Source organism: Raineya orbicola, from assembly GCF_002843425.1.
Taxonomy (GTDB): domain Bacteria; phylum Bacteroidota; class Bacteroidia; order Cytophagales; family Thermonemataceae; genus Raineya; species Raineya orbicola.
Window position 1 is genome coordinate 21,094 of the sequence record NZ_NKXO01000015.1, and the last position, 25,102, is coordinate 46,195.

General features: G+C 39.2%; 19 protein-coding genes. 12 read left to right on the forward strand and 7 right to left on the reverse strand.

From position 1 onward, the window contains the following. The first annotated feature begins 21 nt into the window (after positions 1-21). Positions 22-792 (forward strand): class I SAM-dependent methyltransferase, encoded by a 771-nt coding sequence (locus Rain11_RS05815; RefSeq protein ID WP_101358406.1) that lies wholly within the window; start codon positions 22-24, stop codon positions 790-792. Positions 793-836: 44 nt separating this feature from the next. Here Rain11_RS05815 and Rain11_RS05820 read toward each other — a convergent pair whose 3' ends face one another. Next, entirely contained in the window at positions 837-3,020 is a 2,184-nt protein-coding gene (locus Rain11_RS05820) for a T9SS type B sorting domain-containing protein (RefSeq protein WP_101358407.1), read from the reverse strand. Positions 3,021-3,025: 5 nt separating this feature from the next. Continuing rightward, a complete protein-coding gene (locus tag Rain11_RS05825; protein WP_165778084.1) occupies positions 3,026-8,758 on the reverse strand; it encodes a T9SS type A sorting domain-containing protein in 5,733 nt (1,910 codons plus the stop codon). A gap of 213 nt (positions 8,759-8,971) precedes the next feature. On the opposite strand from Rain11_RS05825, the gene tsaB reads away from it, so the two are divergent. After that, positions 8,972-9,640, forward strand: coding sequence for a tRNA (adenosine(37)-N6)-threonylcarbamoyltransferase complex dimerization subunit type 1 TsaB (tsaB, locus tag Rain11_RS05830; protein ID WP_101358446.1), 669 nt, complete (start codon positions 8,972-8,974; stop codon positions 9,638-9,640). Between the two features lie 32 nt (positions 9,641-9,672). Here the strand turns inward: tsaB and Rain11_RS05835 are convergent, their stop codons facing one another. The 3 genes from Rain11_RS05835 to Rain11_RS05845 all read right to left on the reverse strand — a co-directional run bounded on the left by Rain11_RS05835 (position 9,673) and on the right by Rain11_RS05845 (position 12,642). Beyond that, entirely contained in the window at positions 9,673-11,226 is a 1,554-nt protein-coding gene (locus tag Rain11_RS05835) for an Rne/Rng family ribonuclease (RefSeq protein ID WP_101358447.1), read from the reverse strand. A gap of 261 nt (positions 11,227-11,487) precedes the next feature. Then, positions 11,488-12,312, reverse strand: coding sequence for a tetratricopeptide repeat protein (locus Rain11_RS05840; protein ID WP_101358409.1), 825 nt, complete (start codon positions 12,310-12,312; stop codon positions 11,488-11,490). A gap of 6 nt (positions 12,313-12,318) precedes the next feature. Continuing rightward, positions 12,319-12,642 carry an HU family DNA-binding protein gene (locus Rain11_RS05845; RefSeq protein WP_101358410.1) on the reverse strand — a complete coding sequence of 108 codons (324 nt, stop codon included), beginning with the start codon at positions 12,640-12,642 and terminating at the stop codon, positions 12,319-12,321. A gap of 194 nt (positions 12,643-12,836) precedes the next feature. Here Rain11_RS05845 and Rain11_RS05850 point away from each other — a divergent pair, with 194 nt between their 5' ends. The 7 genes from Rain11_RS05850 to pdxH all read left to right on the forward strand — a co-directional run bounded on the left by Rain11_RS05850 (position 12,837) and on the right by pdxH (position 17,464). Next, on the forward strand, positions 12,837-13,436 hold the full coding sequence (locus Rain11_RS05850) for a Uma2 family endonuclease (protein ID WP_101358448.1): 600 nt from the start codon (positions 12,837-12,839) through the stop codon (positions 13,434-13,436). A gap of 12 nt (positions 13,437-13,448) precedes the next feature. Beyond that, a complete protein-coding gene (locus tag Rain11_RS05855; protein WP_101358411.1) occupies positions 13,449-14,048 on the forward strand; it encodes a Uma2 family endonuclease in 600 nt (199 codons plus the stop codon). 11 nt (positions 14,049-14,059) lie between these two features. Further along, on the forward strand, positions 14,060-14,665 hold the full coding sequence (locus Rain11_RS05860) for a Uma2 family endonuclease (RefSeq protein WP_101358412.1): 606 nt from the start codon (positions 14,060-14,062) through the stop codon (positions 14,663-14,665). A 367-nt stretch (positions 14,666-15,032) separates the two neighbouring features. Continuing rightward, positions 15,033-15,485: a 50S ribosomal protein L13 gene (gene rplM, locus Rain11_RS05865; protein WP_101358413.1), complete on the forward strand. Its 453-nt coding sequence runs from the start codon at positions 15,033-15,035 to the stop codon at positions 15,483-15,485. A 6-nt stretch (positions 15,486-15,491) separates the two neighbouring features. Then, positions 15,492-15,878, forward strand: a complete 387-nt coding sequence (gene rpsI, locus Rain11_RS05870; protein WP_101358414.1) for a 30S ribosomal protein S9 — start codon at positions 15,492-15,494, stop codon at positions 15,876-15,878. Between the two features lie 35 nt (positions 15,879-15,913). Continuing rightward, on the forward strand, positions 15,914-16,684 hold the full coding sequence (gene rpsB, locus Rain11_RS05875; protein ID WP_101358415.1) for a 30S ribosomal protein S2: 771 nt from the start codon (positions 15,914-15,916) through the stop codon (positions 16,682-16,684). A 135-nt stretch (positions 16,685-16,819) separates the two neighbouring features. Beyond that, the gene (gene pdxH / locus Rain11_RS05880) at positions 16,820-17,464 is read left to right on the forward strand and encodes a pyridoxamine 5'-phosphate oxidase (RefSeq protein WP_207764423.1); all 645 of its coding nucleotides are present in this window, start codon (positions 16,820-16,822) and stop codon (positions 17,462-17,464) included. Between the two features lie 126 nt (positions 17,465-17,590). Here pdxH and Rain11_RS05885 read toward each other — a convergent pair whose 3' ends face one another. Beyond that, positions 17,591-18,604 carry a potassium channel family protein gene (locus Rain11_RS05885; RefSeq protein WP_101358416.1) on the reverse strand — a complete coding sequence of 338 codons (1,014 nt, stop codon included), beginning with the start codon at positions 18,602-18,604 and terminating at the stop codon, positions 17,591-17,593. A gap of 99 nt (positions 18,605-18,703) precedes the next feature. Here Rain11_RS05885 and Rain11_RS05890 point away from each other — a divergent pair, with 99 nt between their 5' ends. The 3 genes from Rain11_RS05890 to Rain11_RS05900 all read left to right on the forward strand — a co-directional run bounded on the left by Rain11_RS05890 (position 18,704) and on the right by Rain11_RS05900 (position 22,451). Next, positions 18,704-20,572, forward strand: a complete 1,869-nt coding sequence (locus Rain11_RS05890) for an ATP-binding protein (RefSeq protein WP_101358417.1) — start codon at positions 18,704-18,706, stop codon at positions 20,570-20,572. Between the two features lie 5 nt (positions 20,573-20,577). After that, entirely contained in the window at positions 20,578-21,204 is a 627-nt protein-coding gene (locus tag Rain11_RS05895) for a hypothetical protein (protein ID WP_101358418.1), read from the forward strand. A 68-nt stretch (positions 21,205-21,272) separates the two neighbouring features. Continuing rightward, the gene (locus Rain11_RS05900; RefSeq protein ID WP_101358419.1) at positions 21,273-22,451 is read left to right on the forward strand and encodes an acetyl-CoA C-acyltransferase; all 1,179 of its coding nucleotides are present in this window, start codon (positions 21,273-21,275) and stop codon (positions 22,449-22,451) included. A 73-nt stretch (positions 22,452-22,524) separates the two neighbouring features. On the opposite strand, the gene Rain11_RS05905 is transcribed toward Rain11_RS05900, so the two are convergent. Beyond that, the gene (locus Rain11_RS05905; RefSeq protein WP_101358420.1) at positions 22,525-25,026 is read right to left on the reverse strand and encodes a S8 family serine peptidase; all 2,502 of its coding nucleotides are present in this window, start codon (positions 25,024-25,026) and stop codon (positions 22,525-22,527) included. Positions 25,027-25,102: the final 76 nt, after the last annotated feature.

Consider the following 25,102-nt stretch of genomic DNA (forward strand, 5'->3'; position numbering starts at 1 on the left):
AGTATTTATTTTTTGAAAAATATGTTTTCCTCTACCGAAATTACCTCAAACACAATTATTTCTGATAATCCTATACATCAAAGGCTTTTTTTTGCTTATTGGGTGGCTTCGCAAATGGTAAATGGTAATGTTTTAGAAATTGGTTGTGGCTTGGGCAGAGGTTTGGAAGTTATCTTTCCTAAATGCGATAGTTACACTGCTTTGGATAAAAACGAGCAACTCATTGAACACTTGCAAGCCAAATATCCCCAACACAGATTCATTACGCATTACATACCTCCTTTGGATAGTTTAGAAGATGATAGCTTTGATTATGTGCTTTGCTTTCAGGTAATAGAGCATATCTCTAATGATAAACTGCTTGTTCAAGAAATTTATAGGGTCTTAAAACCACAGGGCAAACTTATTCTTTCCACGCCCAATATCAAACAATCACTTACGCGTAATCCTTGGCATATACGCGAATATACAGCAGAGGATTTAGAAAAATTGTTACATATTTCTTTTGAAAAAATAAAAAAGCAGGGAGTTTGGGGAAATGAAAAAGTAGAACGCTACCACGAGGAGAACCGCAAAGCCGTAGCTAAGTGGAAAAAGTGGGATATTTTGAACTTAGAACATCGCTTACCCCGTTGGATTTTACAAACGCCTTACAACCTGCTCAATCGTATCAATCGAAACCGCCTGCTGAAAAATCCCAATGCTTTGGCAAAAGAAATTGACTATACCGATTATTTTCTTACAGAAAACACCGAAAAGGCTTTGGATTTATTTTTTGTAGCTGAAAAGTAGTGCGAAAAGCAAGGGCTTCACACTTTTGGTGAAGCCCTCAATGCTTATCTCAATAGCACAAATGAACCTACATTGAATATCTTTTGGTCGCGTGTATCGTAAAACTGATAGTAGTATGCCCCTTCGGTGGCAAGTTTGCCATCTTTGCGTCTGCCGTCCCAGCCTCTTTCAGGCAAACGAGAAAACGAATCGGTTTCAAAAATCAGCTCTCCTCGTTCATTGATGATTTTCACCCCTACAAAAGGAAAACTCTCTATGTTTTTCACAAACCAAATATCATTTTGCCCATCGCCATTGGGGGTAAAAGTCACAGAAGGTTCTATACTAACAGGTTTGGTAACAATAATTTTTGTTGAAACCGAATCGGCAGTGTTATAGAATACATCACGAGCCACAAAGTGTAAAGTATAAGTTCCTGCTGAACAATTACCCAAATTAAACACTATTTCGCTTTCATCACTTGTTACGCCTAAATCTATGTTTTTCATAGCACTTGCCGTATGAGGTAGCGTAGGCTGTAGTTGCTCTTCTTGGTCAGGCAGTTCGGGTTCATATTGCATACGCCAATAGGTACGCACATAATCGGTTTTATCGCTAATGCCTGTAACCCTGCCCTTCACGCTAAAAGGCGTATTTTGCGGATTTTCACCTTCATTAAAAATAAAACCTTCGGGAGTCTTTATTACGCGTTTTTCAGGAGTTGGCTCAATAGTTAAGGCAAAGGTACTTTCTCCCGGTTTTACGATAATTTTTACTTTTGCCGAATCGCCGACATTGTAGAAAATATCTTTTGCTACAAACCAAAACTCATACGTTCCTTCGGTAATGCGTTGGTTCATCGTTACCGATTGGCTAAAAGTGGTTGTATTCAATGGAATGGCATTAGGCGAAGCCATTGTATGAGGTAAAGCAATACTGGCGGGATTGCCGTTTTCAGCACGCCAATAGGTAATGATTACATCACTATTAGGGTTAATGCCCGTTACCTCACCACTGAATGTGAAATTATTGTAAGGGTCTATGGTGGTTTCGCTTGCAGGGTTTACGGTTACATCAAGGTTGCTTTGAGGAGGTTTTACCTCAAAAGTAATATCTTGCGTAATGGTACTACCTGCATAGTATTCATCTTCTACGGTTAGCCTTAACGTATAAATACCATAAGCCAGAGCATTCAAATTAAGTGGCGGGACATTGAAAGTAGAGCTACTTACAGGAACATCGTTGATGTTTGCCGTGTAAGCGGCAGGTGGTAGAGCAATAGCAGTTGGTCCTGCTATCTGCGACCACTGATACCGAACCCTATCATTATACACATTGATACCCGTTATTTGAGAATTGAGAGGTACATTATTGACAGGGGTATAAAGCACATTGGGGTCGGGGGCTACGCCCGGTGGTGTAATCGTAATACCCAAACTACTCGGGGCAGGTTTGACTATAAAAGTTTCCGTTGCAGTACCAACTCCCGGGGGAATGTAGTTGTCCTGAGCAGTTACAGAATAAGAATATGTGCCGGGTTTGGTAATTTGTGAAACATCTAATTGAGAGATAGTAGAAGGAGTACCCGGAGGGATATTGAAATTAGGAGGCAATGTAATCGCCATAGGATTTGCCCCAGCCTGCGACCATTGTACTGATAGAGCATCAGCAGGATCACTTATGGTAGCATCTAAACGCTCTGTATTGCTTATCGGGAGTGTCAGTTCCAATATATCCTCTAATGTAACCGAAGGAAGTGTATTCACCGGGGGATTTACAGTGAAAGTAATGGTATTACAAATACCAGGGGCTGACATTGCAGGACATCTTACACACAAGCGAAATTGATAGATACCCGGTCCGTAGTAGTAAAAGTTAGCAGTTCTACATATTGTAAAACCTGTACAAGGCGGGGTATCAGTTGCCGCAAATCCAATTGGATGCTCTATTTGCGGTGTTGGCAAGCCACTCATAAAAGGAGTAAAACTGACTGGCTCCCAATCCATAATAAGCTGGCTACTTGGACAGGGAAAACTACTAACAGCTAATCTGAATGGACAATTATCATTTGCCACTGTACCTCCAAGAGCACAACTCGTAGTTGTACTCACTTGAAAGTAGTAAGAGCCTGGACCTTTAGGAACAGTTGCAGTATAAGTATTACTAGGCAAGAAATTTACGGTTTGAGCCCTTGTGGCAATGAGATTAAGAAACCCCATTGCCACAACTAAACATAGAATCTTTTTCATAAATTTTAATGTTTGATAACCAATTTATGAACAATTTTTTCTGTACCAATCTGAATTTCAAGTAGATACAATCCATTAGATATGTCCGCAGTAGGAATTGCTAATGTACGAGTACCTGCTTGAAGTTCATAAGTTCTATTCTTTACTTCGCTACCCATAGTAGTGATTACTTTGATTTGCACTTTATTTTCCGCCGCAAAGTCATCAGAAAACACTATATTCACATTATCATTGGCAGGGTTGGGGTATATGGTAATCATATTACCCTCACTCCAGTCGGCAGTGGCAATGTTGGTGTAATAGAAAGAACTGTTGGTTTCTACAATTTTTACACGATAGTAGTTTTTACCAACAAAAGGAGCCCTATCTAAATGTTTATATTCAGGTCTGCCCAGAGCAGAGTAGTCTGCTATTTCTATAAAGTTTTGTCCATCATAAGAGCGTTCCAAAATATATTTAACTCCTGCTCTTTCTTGATAGGCATTCCATTTTAGTTCTATGCCATCTGCGGTATTTCTTGCTTTGAGCCTACCACCTATAGCTGGCAAAATATTACAATTTATCTCAAAACCATTCGCAATAAATCTACATTTGCCAGATACATCTGTAAGATTAGCCTCGTTCCCTGCGAACATAGCTCTAATGTAAGTACCATTAGGGTAAAATACATTGAATTGCGTAATAGCACGTGGTAAGGCTACGGGCGTTGCAGGCATAAAGCTACTTTGATAAAACGCTGGGAAATTAGTTACGCCTACTGATGAGTAATTTACTCCATTGTAAGGGTTAAAAGTAATATCTACCCACTCATTTTCATCAGGAATCGCATCATTATCTAGATCATCACTGGCGTGCATAAGCTCTATAAGCTCAGTACCACCTGCATCATTGAAAACCTCACCGGGTGCTGGTACTGTCGCAACCTGTACGATTAAAGTTGTTGGAGAGGTAGATATAACTTGACCAGAAACCCCATTGATACTTATCAGCCCTGCTACTCCACTGAAAGTAACCTGTGTTCCGATGGGAATAGCATCGCCCCCACCTGTTAATGTTATGGTTATGGTAGGATTTGTATATGTAATATTAGTAATTAAGGCATCAGGGAGAGCTACCAATCTCAATACCCCCACGTTTGTCGGATAAGCTGGGGAAGCAGATGTATTTAAGTCTGTTGTAATGGTATTAGATGTTTTAGACAATACAGTAGCCTGTGTTCCATTAAGTATCCCCATACCTTCCAAATCGTACAAAGCAACAACAGCCCCTATTGGTATTCTTTGGGTACCATCACCATCTTCAGGAGCTGGTCCATCAGGTAGCGTTATCACGGCATTGGCGGCATTGCTTACACCCGTAACCAGATGATTTATAGGAGTAGGATATGGTGTCCATTTCTGAAATCTTACCCTTGCATTTGCAAAACTTAGTCCTGCTTTATTGATTTGCAACCATACATTACCCGCATCAGGGTCGCCAGAGCCATCATCACAAACGGTAGACTGGTCGAATAATGTAGAAGTAGAACCGCAAGGGCGGAAGCTAATGTTATCTATTGCAAGGTCGTTCCCCATACCACCAGGTGCAAGGTTTTTTACAGAAAGATTGAGTGCTTGGGCAAAATTAGCTTTGGTTACAAAAGTAAGCCCTACTCTATGCCACTGCCCATCATTAGGGATAGAAACAGGCACAGTATAAATAGGAACGTCATTTAAGGCGAATTCAACTTCGGGATTTAATGAGTACTTTCTGTTTGTTCCCCCTAAACCACTTGTAGTACCCAAAGGTCCTGTTCCATTGAGAGTAACTGAACCCAACCCTATAAATGTCCCACTACTACCCGGACGGCTCATTTGCTGGCAACCCGGTTCATATTGAGGGTCGCATATATCCGTTGCAACCATTTCAGCACCTGCTACCCCTTCATAGCTCCAAGTTAGAGATGGGTCAATGGCATATGGTGCCGAGTTAGTAATCACTCTGGTTCTACGCAAAACATTTATGATATCAATAGAGAACTCATATTGCGTATCAGCACAAAGACCTGATATAGTTTGGTCAAAAAACTTACTTCTTGCATAAGAGGCATTGATACTCATTAAGTAGCCATTTCTATGAGGGCTGTTGTCGTAGAAAGGAATCCACGCGGGTCCGAAGCTATGACGGCTTTGGGTACCAAGCAGATAATTGTTATCGTTTGGACCGCTACCCGTATTAAGTTGATAGTTATAAGCCCCACTGCTAAGTGAATTAATTTTTGGACCACCCGAATAAAGATTAGTACCCCCACCTGCTCTAATCACAGCATTATTACCGGTTGTTCCATAAGAAGGATGCCCACTAGCAGCCAGATCCCACAAGCCATCTAAGGTGCTTTCTGGTACAGCACTACCCCAAATATCTGTGCTGGCAGGGTCATATCTTTCTTGTGTAAGGTTGGTGGCTGTGCTTGTAGTAGTGCCAAGGCACCCGGGCAAGCCTGTATTTACAACTCCATTCTGATCCATACAAGTTGCCGAACCAAAGCTTCCTCCCTCATATGCCTGTAAGCCAAGCGTACCACCATTGGCACTACATAAACCACGTATCAAACTCACCACAGGCGAATTCAAGGCGGCTTGATTAAAACTTCCGCCTATTCTAAATTCATCCATTGCACTGGCATTAGGCTGAGCACCGGGGAAATAACCTACGGAATGGAAAGAAATATCTACTGTTGAGGGAATCGTAACATCTACGCTTCTAAATTGAACAAAATCATCTCCGCCAAAACCATCAGAATCTAAAATATTATCAGCCAAATAATCTAATATGGCACCTTGGTCTGTAGAGTAACCAGCCGGATTAGGTACAGGTGGATAAGCATCAGCATTCGGTGAGACATTATCACGAGCAATATCTCTGATTACCCACAACTGAACTCTGTGATTAGAGGCATAGGTATTATCAAACCCCCCTTTAAGTGTACCGATGTTGGCAGCGGTTGCAGCGGTTCCTTGTGCAAAATCTATTCTTGCCACTAATAAATCAAAAACACGCTCTTCGGGAGTGCCTGCGGCAGGTTGTCCAGTTATACTTCCGTTAATCATTTGGGCGGTAGTGATACGAGAATTAACATCTGTTCCTTTGGTTAGCACGCCATTCACTCTTACGCCCCAATGTCTAAATCCATCTGAATCTGTACCATCGGCATTGGTACCACCAAAATAGCCAATCTGTATTTCGTTTGTACCTGAACCTACATCATAAACATTTGTGTTTCTATGTAAAGAAATGAAAACAGGATCTGCATTGTTATGGTTTTTGCGAAGCATCACCCCTACCCATACTGTTGAGCCTTCTGCACCAAAACGTACATTGTTGGTATGAGACCAATAAACGTGGTCTCCTGCAACCTGATTATCCGTAGTACGAATATGTGTAATACATCTTACGTCATTATTATGCCTAAGTGGGCTAATAGCGGGGCAATCAGCATTGATAGAGGTACAAGGCTGATAGCTTGTGGTACTGGTAGCTGTGTATTGAAAGGCGTACCCCCCTGTACTTGTCTGAAGCCTTCTACCTATAGTTCTATTGTTACCACCTTCTACATACATACCCGAATTTACAATGCTTCTTTGCTGTGAGGCACTCGTAATGGGAATAGTAGGTTTAGCAGGACTACCTACGGCATCTTTACCTCTTGTTACAACAATATCAGAATGAGGGGAAGAAGAGAGCCAATCACCCGCCCAACCTAAACTGGCGTAGCCATTGGTTCTTCTATATCTGGCTGATAAGCCATCAGAAGTCATAATTTGATGCAAATTGATTGGTACGGAGCCAAAATCTGCAAAGACGGTATTTACTCCTTTGAAAGGACTATCACTAACTCCGTCGTTGTCTATGTCAGTAACATTATTGACAGTGTTGTAATAATCAAAGCCATCATAAGCCCATACAATGTCACGGTTAGGGTTTATAGAAGTAAGTGCATTGGAGGAAGGTATAATAGTAATATCATCAATTGCCATCTCGTCTCCTTGCCCTGTACCACTGGCGTGGTCTATGTAAAAACGCAAAAAGAAAGGTGCCCCCGGAGCAACCGTCAGAGCTGGTATATGAGTACGTGCTGTAAAAGTATAAAGAGTGCCCTGCCAGCCCGTAGCAGCACTAGCGGCTACCGAAGTATGCGTAACACTGGTTAGAGTGTAAGTAGTGTTATCATTTGAAATGTACACCCTAACTCTATTTGAAGCATTGGTATTATTGTTTTCCCATATAGTAAAAGATATTCTGAAATCTAATAGATTAGACCCAGTAGCATTAAACATTCGCAAGGTAACCATACCAGCAGTGGCAAAAGGGTCATCAGATTGCCAACCGAGTGTTCGGGTAGTAGCAGAAGGATTTAGGGAAGTAGGATCAGGTACATCAAACCCATACCAACCCGCAGTAGATACCCCCCCTGTTGATACTCCTTGCCCTCCTGTGGCTGTAATTCCAAAACCTGATGCTCCTCCGGGTGCGGCAGAGGCACCATCATTCACAAAATCCCAAGAACTTGCATCTAACTCTCCTGCAGCAGGCGTAACAACAGATATATTAGCAGGTGCTGTAAATGTACCGTTATTTACATTTGCAAGCGTATTATCAAAATCTATAATAGTAGATACCCCTGAATTGGTTAGTTGAAGCCCCACTGGATTTGCCGTAATGATGATGTTATCCAAAGCCATTTCATCTGCTCCTGTACCCCCTAAATACCAACGTAAAAAGTAAAAAGAGCCGTTGGGTATTGATACGTTTAAGCTTACTCTTCTGGTATGTACAATTACAGGGGCAACGGTAAATTGCCCTCCTGCACCGTCAGAAACTACTGCCGCCCCTACTGCAGGGTCTATCTGGATAGTAGTAGTAGTAAGTGTTGTTCCTGTTACATACCCTGAAACTCTTCGTAACTGAGCATTCATAACACTATTATTTAAGAAAACTATGTCATTGTTATTAATAGCAGAATTAGCTCCTGATGCGTGTGTGATAGTAACCACCCCACCAGCGGCAACTGATGTACCCGTAACGTTGATAGTAGCGGCAGGCTCTGCATTAACAGAGGTTACTTGCATCGCGGCTATTTCATTTGCCGCTCCCCAAGAAGTAGCACTATTGGAATGAAAAAAGCGAACAGTATTAGAGTTGTTAGAATTATTTATTTCATAAACATTATAAAAAACATCAAGAGTTGTAATGGTTGCCCCAGTATTATTTTGCAATCGTAATGTAACAGCCCCATCTGTTGCAAAAGCTCCATCAGGCTGCCACCCCAAAGCTGGATTAGTTCCTCCTATATTAAACCCATACCAACCTGCCCCTGTGGCATTATTGGCAGAAGCTCCGGGTGCAGTAGCAAAAGGCGCATTTCTACCTCCTGTTTGAGAAGTGCCAAAAGAAGAGTTTGAGGTAATTAACGCTCCGTCATTGATAAAATGCCATGCGTCTGCATCTAACTTTCCTGCTGAAGGTGTAGCTTCAGATACTGTACCTCCCGGTGCAGCAAAAGGATTAAACGCCCCGTTATTTACACCTGTTACTGACGTAGAGAAATTAATAGTAAAAGGCGTATTAGTGGCATTTACATTCAATTGCCCCCAAGCCTTTCCTTGAAATAATAGTAACACACATAGCATTACCACACCAAAAGGCTTTCCGAAGGGCGTGGAAAAGAGTTTGGAATTGTAAGAATGAAGGGTTCTCATATCTGTCATTGTTTTTAGCTTGTATCTATTTATACATTTAAGTTTTCAAAGGTAACCAAAAAAAAGTGAAAAAAATTGTAAAAAAAATTAAAGTTTAGAAGTATAAAATTTGAAGTTATGAGTTTTCTTTGTTCCGATTTTTCTAAAATATCAAAAATATGCTTAATGAGCAAAAATAATAAAAAGTACGTACATTTACAAAATTTTTTTAGAATGATTTTAAGTATAGAAACCGCTACACCTACCTGCTCGGTAGCTCTGCACCAAGAAGGCAAACTCATTGCCTCTTACGAATTACATACAGAAAAATCACATAACGAAGAACTGACCTTGCTCATTCAAGAAATTTGTAAGCAAAGCAAATGCCCACTCACAGAACTTTCTGCTGTAGCTGTTTCCAAAGGTCCTGGCTCTTATACGGGTTTGCGTATAGGCGTGGCTACCGCCAAAGGGTTATGTTATGCTTTGCAAAAACCGCTCATTGCCATAGGCTCATTAGAGGCTATGGTAGAGCAAGTCGTGGATTTTTTCCCTACCTCTACCCTCTTTTGCCCTATGATAGATGCCCGCCGTATGGAAGTATATTGCCTTCTGATGAGTAGTAAGAAGGAAATCTTACTACCAACTTCGGCAATTGTAGTAGAAAAAAACACCTTTGAACAGCATTTAAGCAGTCATCAAATAGTATTTTTCGGCAATGGAGCAGAAAAATGCAAAAAAGTAATCTCACACCCTAACGCTATTTTTTTAGAAAATTTTTATCCTTTGGCAAAAAGTATGGGGAAACTAGCTTGGGAAAAATTCCAAAGAAAAGAATTTGAAAACTTGTTTTATTTTGAGCCTTATTACTTAAAGGAGTTTGTAACAAAGACTTCAAAATAAATGAGGGCTTTACCGCTGTAAAGCCCTCAAACTTAAATTTCAATGTTTTCGTCTTGTTTGTTTTTGAAATAAAACTCATTGATGCCCAGTGAGCTATCAGTTGTAATTTTCACCCATCTGCCATAACGGAAAAACCATTTCCAACGTTTGGAGAGTAAGCCCCCTTTGGTAAAAAAAGCCGCAAGATAAGGGTGTAATACAAGCCGAATACCTTTTTCATTGTTCTTTTCAATGAGGTAAATTAAATTTTGCTCAATGACATCAGAAATTACGATGCTGGCACCAATTTTTCCTGTACCTCGGCAGGCAGGACAATCTTCTAATGTAGCGACATTCACTTCGGGGCGTACCCGCTGACGCGTAATCTGCATAATTCCAAAACGCGATAGTGGCAAAATCGTATGCTTGGCTCGGTCGTCTGCCATTGCTTCTTTCATTTTTTGATACACCAGCCTTTTGTTTTCGGCTTTTTTCATATCAATGAAATCCACAATCACAATGCCGCCCATATCACGCATACGCAACTGCCGAGCAATTTCCAAAGCCGCCTCCAAATTAACATTCAGGGCAGTGGCTTCCTGATTTTCTTCGGAAGTAGATTTACTACCACTATTTACATCTATCACGTGCAAGGCTTCGGTATGCTCAATCACCAAATAGCCTCCACTGGGTAAAGGCACATTTTTACCGAAAAGCCCTTTGAGTTGGCGTTCTATGCCTAAAACCTCAAAGATTTTTCCTTTACCATTATGCAGACGTACAATTTTTTCTTGCTTGGGAGCAATTTGCTTGATATACCCTTTGATTTCATCAAAAAGGAGCTTATCATCAACAACAATGTTATCAAAATTATCATTGAGCATATCTCTGAGAATCGCTGAAACGCGTCCTACTTCGCCAATTATTTTTTGGCGAGGTAAAGCATTTCGTAAGTTCTCAAAACCTTCTTTCCACTTTGCGAGTAGATTTTGTAAATCTGCTTCAATTTCCGCTAAATCTACATTTTCAGCAACGGTGCGAATAATAACACCAAAGTTTTCGGGTTTTACTGAACTTACCAAACGAGCTAATCGCTGACGCTCCTCACGACTTACAATTTTTTTGGATATACTCACCGAATCGCCAAAAGGCACCAGTACCAAATACCTCCCTGCTAATGAAAGCTCACAAGAAAGCCTTGGACCTTTGCTGGATATAGGTTCTTTGGCTATCTGTACCAAAATAGGCGTATTTTTCTGCAAAACTTCCTCAATTTTGCCCATTTTGTCGGTTTCAGGTTCAAGGCTGAAACCTTTCAGAAATGCCGATTGCTGTCTTTTAGCAATTACTTCTTTGGTGTATTTGATAAGCGAGCGAATATTAGGACCTAAGTCTAAATAGTGCAGAAAGCCGTCTTTTTCGTAACCTACATCTACGAAAGCGGCATTCATACCCGGTACTAATTTCTTGATTACCCCCAAGTAAATGTCGCCTACTGCAAACTGATTGCCCTTCTGCTCTACGTGATACTCTACTATCTGCTTTTCACGCAAGAGAGCAATGCGAACTTCTTCCGTGTTCGCATTGATAATCAGTTCGTTGCTCAAAGTAGTACAATTTTTTAGTGTAACAATAAACAAAACATCACTTTCACGTCTTGAAAGTAAAAGATTTGAAGTTGATAACAACAAAGGCTTCAACTCCAAATCATAAACCTCCTACTTCTTTTTGTGTCTGTTTTTTCTGAGACGTTTTTTGCGTTTGTGTGTAGCGATTTTGTGTCTTTTTCTTTTTCTTCCGCAAGGCATAATTGTAAAATTTTTATGAGTTGAACAAATGAATTCAAAGCGTTTGTAAGCTATTTATTTTCACAAACTTTGTATTTTCTTTTGAATTTCTTGCTTAATTTCCGCAGGAACATCTAAATTCAAAACTTTTTGCAAGGCTTCTTTGGCTTTTGTAGGTTTTTGCGTATCCTCATAACATTGAGCCAAATAAATCCAAGCATCAGGATTTTTAGGATTTAAGGCAACAACTTTTTCAAAACGTTCTATTGCCTCTTGCAATGCTCCTCTTTCGGCGTAAAAAGTGCCTAAATAAAACAAGGCAAGCTCGTTGTTGGGGTCTTTTTTTACTACTGCCGAAACCATTTGTATGCCCTTCATAGGAGCTTGCGGGTTGAGTGTTTTATACAAAACACCCATTTTAGTTTGAGCAAGTAGATTTTCGGGTTCAAAGCCCAGTACTTTTTCGTAAGATTTTAGGCTTTTCTCGGCTAACTTACGGGTTTTAGCAGTGTCCAAAGCAAAGGAAAATGCTTCAAAATAGCTTTCGGCTGATTTCAACCAAGCAGTTTTCTCATTGAATTGCTCAGCCACTTTTTCGCTATAAAAAGCAACGCTGTCCCATTGATTAGATTTCTTGTAAATTTTAGCAAGAGAATCCGACCATTGAAATTTTGCTTGCAAGTTGTCTGCTTTAAGCCACTGATTTTTGAAATATGCAAGGTTTTTCCTGTCGCTTTCTGAAAGAGTAGTAGCGTGTTCTTTTTCAGGCATTGCTTTGTCTTTTTCAAGCAATGAACGCTCTGTTAGCTCTCCCGAAGGATTTTTTACCACTACTTTGGGCAAGAAAAAAAAAGTAGCTACTAACACTCCCGCCCCTGCTATCAGAAACCCTTGCCATTTCAGCATAAGCTACTATTTCTTTTTACGCTTTTTGGTTTGCTTCACATTTTTATCTGTAACATTCTTTTTTACTTCTGCCGCAAAAGTTTTGGCAGGTTTGAAAGCTGGTACATAGTGAGCATCAATAATAATAGCCGTGTTTTTAGAAATGTTACGAGCAGTTTTTTTCGCTCTCTTTTTATTGATAAAAGAACCAAAGCCTCTGATATAAATATTTTCACCTTTGGTCATATTGGTTTTTACCACATTGCAAAACTGCTCCACCACAGCTTGTACCACAATGCGTTCTACGCCTGTTTTTTCAACGATTTCTGCAACTACTTCTGCTTTTGTCATTTTGGTATGTGTTTAATATAACTAATTATGTTTCACAGGTTTAAGAAAAAATTTGAGGCACAAAGATAAAACATTCTGAAAGAATAAAAAAATTTTTTTCAAAAATCTTTGTTACAACAAGAATTTTATCCGTTTTTCAGTATCCCTAAACGCAAATTTCACAAAAAATGTTATATTTGGAAAAAAAATCACTTATGACCAAAATCACCGATTTCAATACTCTGGACTTGAACCAAACCTACTCATACGCCGATTACCTACTCTGGCAATTTGAGGAACGTTTGGAACTTATCAAAGGTAAAATTTTCAGAATGTCCCCTGCTCCAAGTATGAAACATCAAAAAGTAGCAAGTCGTTTGCATACTTATTTCGGTAGTTTCTTATTAGGGAAATCTTGTGAGCTATTTTCTGCCCCTTTTGATGTGCGTTTGTTTGATAGGAAAAAATCAAAAAAAGCAAATAAAGACATCTACACCGTCGTTCAGCCTGATTTGTGTGTGGTGTGCGATAAAGAAAAATTAGACGAAAGAGGTTGCCTCGGTGCCCCTGACCTTATCATTGAAATCCTTTCCAAAGGAAATTCCAAAAAAGAAATGAAAATCAAATATGAACTCTATGAGGAAGCAGGTGTAAAAGAATATTGGATTGTTGTGCCTTACGAGGAGTTTATTCATCTGTACGTACTCAATGATAAAGGCAAATACGAACTCAAAGGTATTTTCGTTGATGGCTCTATCCCCTGCCAACTCTTCCCCGATTTGCAAGTTGAGCTAGAAAAAATTTTTGAAGAATAAACACAAAAAATTATGGCAAGAGTTACCGATTTTAATACTCTGGATTTGAACCAAACCTATTCTTATGCCGATTATCTCCTCTGGCAATTTGAGGAACGTTTGGAACTTATCAAAGGCAAAATTTTCAGAATGTCCCCTGCTCCGAATTTTAAGCATCAAAAAGTAGCAGGAAATCTACACCTCATTTTTGGCAACTATTTACGAAAGAAAACTTGTCAAGTTTTTTTTGCCCCCTTTGATGTGCGTTTGTTTGATAGGAAAAAATCAAAAAAAGCAAATAAAGACATCTACACCGTCGTTCAGCCTGATTTGTGTGTGGTGTGCGATAAAGAAAAATTAGACGAAAGAGGTTGCCTCGGTGCCCCCGACCTTATCATTGAAATCCTTTCCAAAGGAAATTCCAAAAAAGAAATGAAAATCAAATATGAACTCTATGAGGAAGCAGGTGTAAAAGAATATTGGATTGTTGTGCCTTACGAGGAGTTTATTCATCAGTACGTACTCAATGATAAAGGCAAATACGAACTCAAAGGTATTTTCGTTGATGGCTCTATCCCCTGCCAACTCTTCCCCGATTTACAAGTTGATTTAGAAAAAATTTTTGAAGAATAAACACAAAAATTATGGCAAGAGTTACCGATTTTAATACTCTGGATTTGAACCAAACCTACTCATACGCCGATTATCTCCTCTGGCAATTTGAGGAACGTTTGGAACTTATCAAAGGTAAAATTTTCAAAATGTCCCCTGCTCCAAGTATGAAGCATCAAAAAGTGGCAGGAAATCTGTATTTTTATATGCGAGAATACCTACAAAAAAATGATTTATGTTGTAATTTGCTTATTGCCCCCTTTGATGTACGATTATTTGACAAGAAAAAATCCAAAAAAGCCAATAAAGAAATTTACACCGTTGTTCAGCCTGATTTGTGTGTGGTATGTGATAAAGAAAAATTAGACGAAAGAGGTTGCCTCGGTGCCCCTGACCTTATCATTGAAATCCTTTCCAAAGGAAACTCCAAAAAAGAAATGAAAATCAAATATGAACTCTATGAGGAAGCAGGTGTAAAAGAATATTGGATTGTTGTGCCTTACGAGGAGTTTATTCATCAGTACGTACTCAATGATAAAGGCAAATACGAACTCAAAGGTATTTTCGTTGATGGCTCTATCCCCTGCCAACTCTTCCCCGATTTACAAATTGAGCTAGAAAAAATCTTTGAGGAATAGTTTTTGTAATTGAGGTTGTTTAAGATTAAAAAAGATTTCCGAAATATTTTTGAATTGTACTTGATAAACCACCCCTTAATCCCCTCCTTGGGAAGGAGGGACGTTGGGATATTCCAAAAATTTGATTTTTAGGACTTAAAACTCCCCTCCTCAATGAGGAGGGGTTGGGGGTGGTGTTTTTAATCCTATCTATCAATCACGTTTTTTTACGAAGAATAAATAAAAAATTACAATCCTAAAAACATCTATTTCTTATTCTCAAAAAATTACGAAAAATATTTGCTAAAAAAGAAAAAATCTCATACCTTTGCGTTCCGTTTTTGAAAACGGGTAAGTTTTTGTTTTTTACATAAAAACCAAAGTCAAAATGGATTCTTTAAGTTACAAGACTATTTCGGCTAACAAAGGTACGGTGCAAAAAGAATGGGTCATCGTGGATGCTGACTCTGCCGTCCTTGGTCGTCTGGCGAGCCAAATAGCAAGCATCCTCCGAGGTAAACACAAAACCAGTTACACGCCTCACGTAGATTGTGGAGATAACGTAATTGTTATCAACTGCGACAAAATTCGCCTTACAGGCAAGAAATGGACGGATAAGGAATATATCCGCCATACGGGTTATCCTGGTGGGCAAAGAGTACGCACTCCTCGTGAAGTGAAAGAAAAGTTTTCGGGGGCTCGCTTGGTAGAAATGGCAGTAAAAGGTATGCTACCCCGCAATCGCTTGGGTAGAAAATTGTTCAACAACTTGTATGCTTACGCTGGCAGTGAGCATCCTCATCAAGCCCAACAACCTAAACCTATCACTTTACAATTCTAATCTGGTATGGAAGTTATCAACACAATCGGAAGAAGAAAAACAGCCGTAGCTCGTATTTATATGAAAAGCGGAAACGGCAATATCAGTGTAAATGGCAAAGATTACAAAGATTATTTTCTGACAGAAGTTTTACAGACTATCATTCATCAGCCGCTTGCACTCGTAGGCGAACTCGGAAAGTTTGATATCAAAGCCAATTTAGATGGTGGTGGCGTTTCAGGACAAGCAGAGGCTTTGCGTTTGGCAATTGCTCGGGCACTCGTAGAATACAACCCCGAATACCGTGCTGTTTTGAAAAAAGAAGGCTATCTCACTCGCGACCCTCGTATGGTAGAGCGTAAAAAATACGGTAGAAGAAAAGCTCGTCGTCGCTTCCAGTTCAGCAAGCGTTAATCTTTGTATGGTTCTTTACTTAAAATTTTTGAAAAATGGCTCAACAAGTTGAATATAAAGACCTTTTGAACGCAGGGGTGCATTTCGGACACCTTACGCGTAAATGGGACCCCCGTATGGCTCCATATATCTTTATGGAGAAAAATGGTATCCATATCATTGACCTCAACAAAACCATTGCTTGCTTGCAAGATGCAGGCGAAGCCCTGAAAAAAATTGTGCGTGCAGGTAAAAGAGTCTTGTTTGTAGCTACTAAAAAACAAGCTCAAGAGATTGTATCTAGCGAAGCCAAACGCCTTAAAATGCCTTACGTTACGGAACGTTGGTTAGGTGGTATGCTTACCAATAACACTACTATCAAAAAATCTCTCAAAAAGCTTTCCTCTATTGAAAAACTTATCAAGAGCGAAGATTTTGAAAACCTTGCTAAACGCGAGCGTTTGCTTTTGATGAGAAAAAGAGATAAACTTGAAAAAGTTTTGGGAGGTATTTCAGATTTGAGAGGCTTACCCGCCGCTATGTTTGTTGTGGATATTAAAAGAGAACATATCGCCGTAAAAGAAGCCAATCGTTTGGGTATTCCTGTTTTTGCTATCGTTGATACCAACTCCAATCCTAATGAAGTGGATTTCCCTATTCCCGGCAATGATGATGCTTACAAATCTATTGAAATCATCACCAAATACATAGGTGCCGCCATTGAGGAAGGATTATTAGAGCGTAAAACTGATAAAGAAGAGCAAAGACTTAAAGAGGAAGAAGAGAAAAAACGCGAAATGGACGAAAACGAAAATAATGACGAATAAAACAAGAAGCGGTGAGCATTTTCACCGCTTTTTATTTTCTGAACTATCCAATAGTTTGAAATTTTCTATTATTTGCATAAATTTGAAAATAAGAAACAATTTTTGATACCCAGCATCAAACTTTGAAATGTTACTATGAAACTGAGTATTGCAAAAATTCGCCGAGAATACAAAATGGCATCTTTGGACGTAAAAGATGTGAAACCGAACCCGATTGAGCAATTTGAAACTTGGTTTGCAGAAGCTCTAAAATCCGAAATTTTAGAACCCAACGCAATGTTTTTGGCAACAGTAGCCGCCACAGGCGAACCTTCGGGCAGGATAGTATTACTCAAAGGCGTTGAGGAAGGCGGTTTTGTTTTTTACACCAATTACAAAAGCAGAAAAGGTTTGGAAATTTCTCAAAATCAGGCAGTAGCTCTTACTTTTTTTTGGGCAGAGTTAGAAAGACAGGTGCGTATTGAAGGCAAAGCCTCATTTTTAAGTCCCGAAAAAAGCAACGAGTATTTTCTTTCTCGCCCTCGTGAAAGCCAAATCGGAGCTTGGGCTTCACCACAAAGTGAAGTAATAGAAAACAGAAGCGTATTAGAAAGTCTTTTTGCTAAATATCAAAAAGAGTTTGAAAATCAGGCGGTTCAACGCCCTACACATTGGGGGGGGTATCTGGTAAAACCTCATTACATAGAGTTCTGGCAAGGCAGAGAAAACCGCTTGCACGATAGGATTTGCTATACTTTACAACAAAATGAAAATTGGGTAATACAAAGATTAGCCCCCTAAATTTGCCAAAGTTGCTGTTCATTCCAAATGGGTCATTTTAGCTACGCTCTATGCCCCATTGATTATCTACTTTCCGTAAATTGGGTGATAAGTTCTTGTGTCTTATCTATACGTTCCTATTTTCTATCACTGCAAATATTTTTGTTTGAAACGCCCAATAGCTTCATTAGTGCCTAAAATTATCAAAACTTTATCTTCTGAAAGTTGGGTGTCGCTGCGTGGGTTTAGAATAAAGCCCTTTTCTTTATCCTTGAAAGCAATGATATTTACTTCACAATCTATATCATTTTGCAGGTCTTTGATAGAAAGATGCTTGATTTCTGGCTTTATTTCAGTCAGACGTACTTCATCTAATTTGAGCTTCATTTCATCAAGCCCGCTAATTAAATCAACAAACTCCACGATGTAAGGTTTTACGACCAATTGAGCCATATGAATACCCCCTAATGCTTCGGGCATAATAACTTTATTTGCCCCAGCTCGGTATATTTTTTTTTCGGAACTAGGCTCCGATGAACGGCAAACAATAAATATATTCGGATTTAGCTCGCGAGCCGTAAGCGTAATAAAAACGTTATTGGCATCATTGGGCAAAGCAATAATCAAGGCTTTTGCCTCTTTGATATTGGCTTCCAGCAAAGTTTCCTCGTGAATAGCATCACCTAAAATAGCTTGCTTATACTTATCCACCCGAAAGTTTTGCAAATGCGATTCTACCTTTTCAATAAGCACATAAGGAATTTTGAGGCGGTCAAGTTCTTGGCACACATTGAAACCATTTCGCCCATAACCACAAACGATAATATGATTTTTCATCTTTTTGATAATTTTTCGGATTTGATAACGCTTGAAAATTCTTTGTAGCTCTCCCTCAAACAAATAAGAGGTAAGCGTAGAAATTACAAAAGCAAATATGGCAAGATTGGTGAGAATGTAAAAAATATTAAATGCCCTGCCCACATCGGAAAGCGGTCTTACTTCCTGATAGCCTATGGTTGAAGTAGTTATCACACACATATACAAAGCATCAAAAAACTGATAATCTTCTATCAGCATAAATCCTGCTACTCCTGTTGCAAAACTCAAAAAGAGAACTGTAATGGCAATCAGCAGGCGTTTCAGTTTGCCCTGTATTTTCATAAATCAAAATTTATTCAAAAACAAGTTTCACGAAATTATGTAATTTTTTTGGCTATTTGCAAGAAAAATTTAATTTTACGGCGAAGCACCCAAGAATGTATGCTTTTTGATTTAATCAACAATACCAAGCTCAGACGAAAGCTGTTTATTGCTTTTTTCACTTTTACCCTTATCATTGTTTTTGTAGTGGGTATGAGTTTTTGGTTCTATGCAAAAAGAGATACCATTCACGAAATTACCAACGAAATAGAAGAGATTACCACAGATATTCTCAAACTTGTCAAAAATGAAAATAACTTTATTGAACAAGAAAGCGTACAAGATAAGTTTTATCGTACAGGCGTAAGTGAAAACCAAAAAAGAAATCGTACTCTTCTGCAAGATCTCCAAAAACGTATCAGCAAATTACTCAAAAACAAAGAAATTCAAGAATTTGGAGTAGATAGCCGCCTGCAAGAACTACAAAAAGACCTGAAAGAATACGAAAATGCCTTTAAAAACTTTGTAACCAAAACTTTTCAGAAAGGAAATAAAAACTACGGACTTGAAAATGACCTCCAAAAAATCACAACACAATTGGAAGAGAAAAATCAAATTTCACCAATTGTTCTCTATACGCTGAAAGGCTTTGAAAAAGACTACTTAATGCGAAAAGATTCCGCCAGTTTTATTGATTTTCACAATGCTATTCGCGAGGCTATTCTTACCACTGCCCACTCAGAAACCAAAGACCTATTAGAAAAGTATCAGCAAAAATTTATGCAAATTGTTGCCTTGGATAAAGAATTGAGTTTATTCAAAGACTCTAAAATGGGTACTTATCAGCAAATGCGAGAAAGCAGTGATAGAGCCATTGCTCGTATTGAAAACATTAGCCGTATTGTAGAAGAGAAAGTTAAAAATATGCGAGGGCAATTTCAAAATATATTCGTAATTACCTTGCTTATTGTGGTAGTAGTTAGTCTTACTTTCAGTTATTTTCTATCATTTTTTATCACAATTCCCATCACAGAGCTTTCCAAAGCTATGCACAAGGCTATAGAAATGAACTTTTCCGAAGATCTCAAGCCTGCTCGTAAATATACCAACGATGAAATTGGACAACTCACCGAGGATTTTAACCTGATGATTAAGCGTATCCAAATGCAGTTTCAAGAAATTAAAGAAAATGCTCGTCTTTTATTTGAAAGCAATCAATTCTTGAAGGATATCAACAAACAATTGGAAGACTCCGAAAAACGCCTTGAAAAACTCGCTTCCATCAAAGAAACGCTTTTTGATACTATCACCCAAGACCTCAAAAGCCCTCTCAATTCGCTAAAAGGATTTTTGAGCCTTATGCAACACCACCCTGAAACATTTAGCCCACAAGAGCTATCTGCCATTGCCCAAGATATGTATGCTTCTTTTGATAAAATTTCTGTGATGATAACCTCTTTGGTGCAATGGTCGCAACTGCAAACTGATGAATTAGAACTTAATCCTAATCATTTCAATATAAGCACAATGATAGAGCAAGTAATTGCCCAACTTTCGCCTATGGCAGAAAGTAAGCAAATCAGAGTTATCAATCACGCCAAATCGGAGTTTATAGTAGATGCTGATAAAGATATGATGAATTTCACGCTTCGTAATCTACTTTCTAATGCTATCAAATTCACCCACGAAGGCGGCAAAGTAGAAATTTTTATCCAAAACAGAGGCAAAGATAAATATATGGTAAGCATTAGCGATACAGGCGTGGGTATTAGTCAGGAACTTTTAGAAAAAATTTTTATGCCCGAAATTCACGTTTCTATGCTCGGCACTAAAAAAGAAAAAGGCTCGGGCTTCGGCTTAATGATGTGTAAAGATTTCATTCAAAAAAATGGCGGAAAGTTGTACATTGATAGCGAACTCGGTAAGGGAACTACCGTGTATTTTACGATTAAAAAAGCCAACAAAAATAAAGAAACTTCTAATTCATAAAATTTATGTTTTCATTTTTTGGAAAAAAAGATTTACAGCTTGTCCGTTTAGATGACGTAGTCTGGATAAGCCAAGAAGCCAAGTGGGCGGCTTTACTTCGAGATTTACAAAAATCAGCAGAAAGCAAACCTACTTGGCTCATTTACTTCTTTGAACGCACTTTTAGCACCTTGCAAACTCTACTACCCAATCTCCAAAAACCTTATGAGTGGGTACAAAGTGCAGATAACTTAAAAGATACTTCTAAAATCCTGATTTTTTCGGCAAACGAATTTCGGCATTTGAGTAGTTATCTAAAAAAAGATTTTACAAATAAAGAGCTATCCGTATTCTTTGCAGAGCATTACCCTTTGGCTGTTGAAGAAACCGAAATTTTAAAGAAAATTGGAGATATTAGTTTCAGAGCAAAGGCGTATGTTTATACAAGTTTTGATGAACCTATTTTGAAAAAATTTTCAGGAGATAAAATTCTGGAAATGCTCAAAAAATTGGGTATAAAGGAAACTGAAAGCCTTTCTCATCAACTCATTACAAAGGCTATCAAAGAAGCACAGAAAAAGATTAGCGAAAGTATCAAACACGAGCAAAAGGCTGTTTCAATGGAAGATTGGTTTGCTAAAAACTTTAAATAATTTTTTTGCAAAACACTTGCCAAAGTGATAAAATTTTTAACTTTGAAAACCATTAAACCCTTAACCCAATGAAAGAAGTATATGTAATTTCGGCTGTTAGAACGCCTATTGGAAGTTTTGGAGGCGTACTTTCTCCTTTTTCTGCAACGCAATTAGGAGGTTTTGCTATCAAAGGTGCTATAGAAAAAGCAGGTATAGACCCCAAAGAAGTGCAAGAGGTCTATATGGGCAATGTGGTTTCTGCTAATTTAGGACAAGCCCCCGCCACGCAAGCGGCAGTATTGGGTGGATTGGGCTATGATATTCCCTCAACTACTATCAATAAAGTATGTGCTTCGGGAACAAAAGCGATTATGCTAGCGGCTCAAAGTATTATGTTAGGTTTGGCTGATGTGATTGTGGCAGGTGGTATGGAAAGTATGACAAACATTCCTTTTTACGTACCCAAAGCACGTTTTGGCTATCGTTATGGCAACGGCGAATTTTTAGATGGCTTGGTGCGTGATGGTTTGGAAGATGTCTATGATAAAAAAGCTATGGGCGTTTTTGCTGATGCAACTGCCAAAAAGTATGATATTTCTCGCCAACAGCAAGATGAGTTTGCTATTCGCTCTTACGAACTTGCCGCCGAACACACCAAAAATGGAGCATTCAAAAACGAAATTATTCCCGTAGCAGTTCCTCAAAAGAAAGGCGACCCTGTACTGCTTGCCGAAGATGAAGAGTATAAAAACGTAATGTTTGATAAAATCCCTACGCTCAAACCCGCCTTTACCCCTGATGGTACCGTAACCGCCGCCAATGCTTCCAAAATCAATGATGGTGCTGCCGCACTTGTACTAATGAGCAAAGAAAAAGCTGAAAAATTAGGATTAAAGCCCATTGCTAAAATTGTAGCTTTTGCCGATGCACAACAAGAACCTGCTTGGTTCACTACTGCTCCTACCAAAGCCGCTCCTATCGCCGCTAAAAATGCAGGTATTTCTTTGAACGAAATTGATTTGTTTGAAGTAAATGAAGCTTTTGCTGTGGTTACGCTGGCTTTTGATAAGGTTTTGGATATTCCTCTTGAAAAAACCAACGTAATGGGTGGTGCCGTAGCCCTCGGACACCCTCTCGGAGCATCAGGAGCCAGAATTGTAACTACTCTTATTAACGCCCTGCACCAAAAGGATAAAAAACGTGGAATGGTAGCTATCTGTAATGGTGGCGGTGGTGCTTCTGCCCTGATTGTAGAAAAAGTGTAACTTTTCTTTTTATTGCATAATAAAGCCCTCGCTTCCAACGACGAGGGCTTTTCTCTTTTTTGTCAATAACCTTTTATTGTACAAGCAATTTTTTTGTAATTATTCCTTGCTCTTTTGTTTCTATTTGCACCCAATACATACCCTTAGGTAAATGAACTACACTAATAGGTTCGCCTGTATAACTTGTTTGTAGCACTTTTTGCCCCAACTGATTGAACAATATCACCTTCTGTACTTTATCGCTACTGTTCAATTCTATCTGAATATGATGAGAAGTGGGATTCGGGTAAATGGTAGTATTTTTGCCCAACTCCTCATTAAGATTTGTGATAAAGCTCACGGTAAGTATAGCAACGGCATTAGAAGGTGCAGGTTGTAACGTTCCCTTCGTTGCTCTTACACGATACACATAATTTTTAGAGTCTTCTATGGTGTTATCCGAATAAGTTGTCGTATTGGCAGGTAGAGTAGCTATGGTTGCAAAAGTATTTCCTACCTGATTGATACGGCGTTGAACTTCAAAATTCGTTTCATCGGAATTATCTTGCCAACTTAAATCCGTCTGATTGATAACATAATTATCTGTTCCATTGTTGAGCATATTCGTAATTTGGAGATTAGTTGGATTTGCTAAACCAATATTTACGTTAGAGGTGAACACATCATTGTTTGTGCCATTGGTTACGGTGAGCCTTACTAAGTAATTTTCAGATTTAGCAAATGTAACAGGCGGAGGATTTTTTCCACTAAAAGTCGCAGGAGTAGCCCCACCTACACCATTCACATCAAAGTTCCAAGTCCAAGAGGTGATAGCAGGCGAACCACAAGAATATACAGATGAAGCATCTGTGAAAAGAACGACTTCATTATTTTTACCTTCTGTTTTATTTTGGGTAAATTTTGCAAATACCAAAGGAGGAGGGGTTGCAGTAGCTACTGCAAAAGCAGTGCCTCCTGTAACTATCATAGAATAAGGCTGATTTCCACCTTGTAAAGTATTTTTATGGCAAACCTGAATGTAATAGGTAGCTCCCGCCACAGGATTATCAATGATAATTTTTTCAACATTATCTCTGAAATTATCGCCACGCGTAGCAGGAGCAGAAGGAACAGCTGGGTCTAATACCCAAGGGAAATGATAGTCTGTATTGTTTCTCCAAACTCTCAAATCCAAATCATTTACGAGCATTAAATTAGGCGGATTGACAACCCCTGTTGGAGCAAGGGTGCCTTTGGGGTCTGTCCAAGCAATAGTAATTTCCAAAGGCGTAGAACCACCTGTAGCAACGATTTGGAATGTTTGTGAGGTAGCATTGTTCAAGATTCTTTCCTCTATAAAAGCAGTAGTACCTTTATTGGTAATAGCTTGTGCGGCTTTGTTGGCATTCACAAGTCCCCAACCGAAGCTATAATCAGGTCCGGGAGCCGAGCCTGCCTCATTAGCGGTATGTATTACAAGTGCTTTAAGTGTAGCGGCACGCATAAAAGCACCTGAATTAAGATTTTTATAGTGTTGTTGAAGCAAAATCAATGTACCTGCCACGTTGGGCGTAGCCATTGAAGTACCGTTGTAAGTAGCATAGGCATTATCGGCATCTGCCACCGAAGAGTAAATACCAACCCCTGCTCCCACTACATCGGGTTTTATACGTCCATCATCGGTAGGTCCCCAATTGCTAAAACTTGACATCACCACCGAAGAAGGTCCTGTATAGTTAGTTTGTATATTCACTGCCCCCACAGTAAGCACGTTTTTAGCACAACCTCTTCCTGTAATAAGGTCGTAGCCGCCTGCACTGGGGTTAGGATTGTTATTTCGGTCGTTACCTGCGGCAATACAAGGTAAATAGTAGGGAGCATTTACACAGAGTTCGTCCCAATTGGCAGAATTAGAGTCGTAATATCCAAATTGCCATTGTTGCAAAGAAGTAGCAAGATAGCCGTAAGAGTGATTAGACACTAAAAGCCCATTACCCGCCTGAGTAGTAGCTTCACTCAAATCGCTATTCCAATCATTTGCCCAAAGCGTAGCCTGATGTGCCATACCTTTGGCACTGCTTTGCACACCGCTCCCCATAAGCGTACCTGCTACGTGTGTAGCGTGGCTAGTGTTGCCATTTACAGCAAAAGCCGCTCCATCTTGCTGAATAACTCTGCTAGAAATCTCTTGATGTGTGCTTCTTACGGCACCACCGTCCCACTCGCCAATGATCATTCCTTGCCCATTGAGGTTCAAACCCAAAGAGCCACCAGTCCACAAGTCAGAAGCTTTCGTAGTAGCGGCGGCATTGAGATTACTGGTAGTTACAAAGTAAATAGGGTAACCATTTTCAAAATATTGCAATTCTGCAATTCTGCCATCTGCAAGTGTTTGGAATATGGGCAAACCTTTCCTTTGAGCTAAAAGGTAGGCTTCTTTTTTGGCTTCCAATTCTTGCTTTCTAAATTTTTGCGAAAGTTCTTGCAGTTTAGTGGTGTTACTGCGTTCTTGTATCCACTTTACCTGCTTTTCGTTTTGTGCAAAGCAAGTAAGTGAAATGCCCAACAAACAGAGGGTAAAAGTTTTTTTGAACATAAACCTTTTGCGTTTTGATAAATTTTCCGGGAAAAAATTTTGAGATAGCAAATTTACACAAAATTTTTGATTTCTT

Bases quoted from the DNA above. Each gene is read 5' to 3' on its own strand.
- Rain11_RS05815 (WP_101358406.1), top strand. From the start codon at position 22: ATGTTTTCCTCTACCGAAATTACCTCAAACACAATTATTTCTGATAAT.
- Rain11_RS05820 (WP_101358407.1), bottom strand. From the start codon at position 3,020: ATGAAAAAGATTCTATGTTTAGTTGTGGCAATGGGGTTTCTTAATCTC.
- Rain11_RS05825 (WP_165778084.1), bottom strand. From the start codon at position 8,758: ATGAGAACCCTTCATTCTTACAATTCCAAACTCTTTTCCACGCCCTTC.
- tsaB (WP_101358446.1), top strand. From the start codon at position 8,972: ATGATTTTAAGTATAGAAACCGCTACACCTACCTGCTCGGTAGCTCTG.
- Rain11_RS05840 (WP_101358409.1), bottom strand. From the start codon at position 12,312: ATGCTGAAATGGCAAGGGTTTCTGATAGCAGGGGCGGGAGTGTTAGTA.
- Rain11_RS05845 (WP_101358410.1), bottom strand. From the start codon at position 12,642: ATGACAAAAGCAGAAGTAGTTGCAGAAATCGTTGAAAAAACAGGCGTA.
- Rain11_RS05850 (WP_101358448.1), top strand. From the start codon at position 12,837: ATGACCAAAATCACCGATTTCAATACTCTGGACTTGAACCAAACCTAC.
- Rain11_RS05855 (WP_101358411.1), top strand. From the start codon at position 13,449: ATGGCAAGAGTTACCGATTTTAATACTCTGGATTTGAACCAAACCTAT.
- Rain11_RS05860 (WP_101358412.1), top strand. From the start codon at position 14,060: ATGGCAAGAGTTACCGATTTTAATACTCTGGATTTGAACCAAACCTAC.
- rplM (WP_101358413.1), top strand. From the start codon at position 15,033: ATGGATTCTTTAAGTTACAAGACTATTTCGGCTAACAAAGGTACGGTG.
- rpsI (WP_101358414.1), top strand. From the start codon at position 15,492: ATGGAAGTTATCAACACAATCGGAAGAAGAAAAACAGCCGTAGCTCGT.
- rpsB (WP_101358415.1), top strand. From the start codon at position 15,914: ATGGCTCAACAAGTTGAATATAAAGACCTTTTGAACGCAGGGGTGCAT.
- pdxH (WP_207764423.1), top strand. From the start codon at position 16,820: ATGAAACTGAGTATTGCAAAAATTCGCCGAGAATACAAAATGGCATCT.
- Rain11_RS05885 (WP_101358416.1), bottom strand. From the start codon at position 18,604: ATGAAAATACAGGGCAAACTGAAACGCCTGCTGATTGCCATTACAGTT.
- Rain11_RS05890 (WP_101358417.1), top strand. From the start codon at position 18,704: ATGCTTTTTGATTTAATCAACAATACCAAGCTCAGACGAAAGCTGTTT.
- Rain11_RS05895 (WP_101358418.1), top strand. From the start codon at position 20,578: ATGTTTTCATTTTTTGGAAAAAAAGATTTACAGCTTGTCCGTTTAGAT.
- Rain11_RS05900 (WP_101358419.1), top strand. From the start codon at position 21,273: ATGAAAGAAGTATATGTAATTTCGGCTGTTAGAACGCCTATTGGAAGT.
- Rain11_RS05905 (WP_101358420.1), bottom strand. From the start codon at position 25,026: ATGTTCAAAAAAACTTTTACCCTCTGTTTGTTGGGCATTTCACTTACT.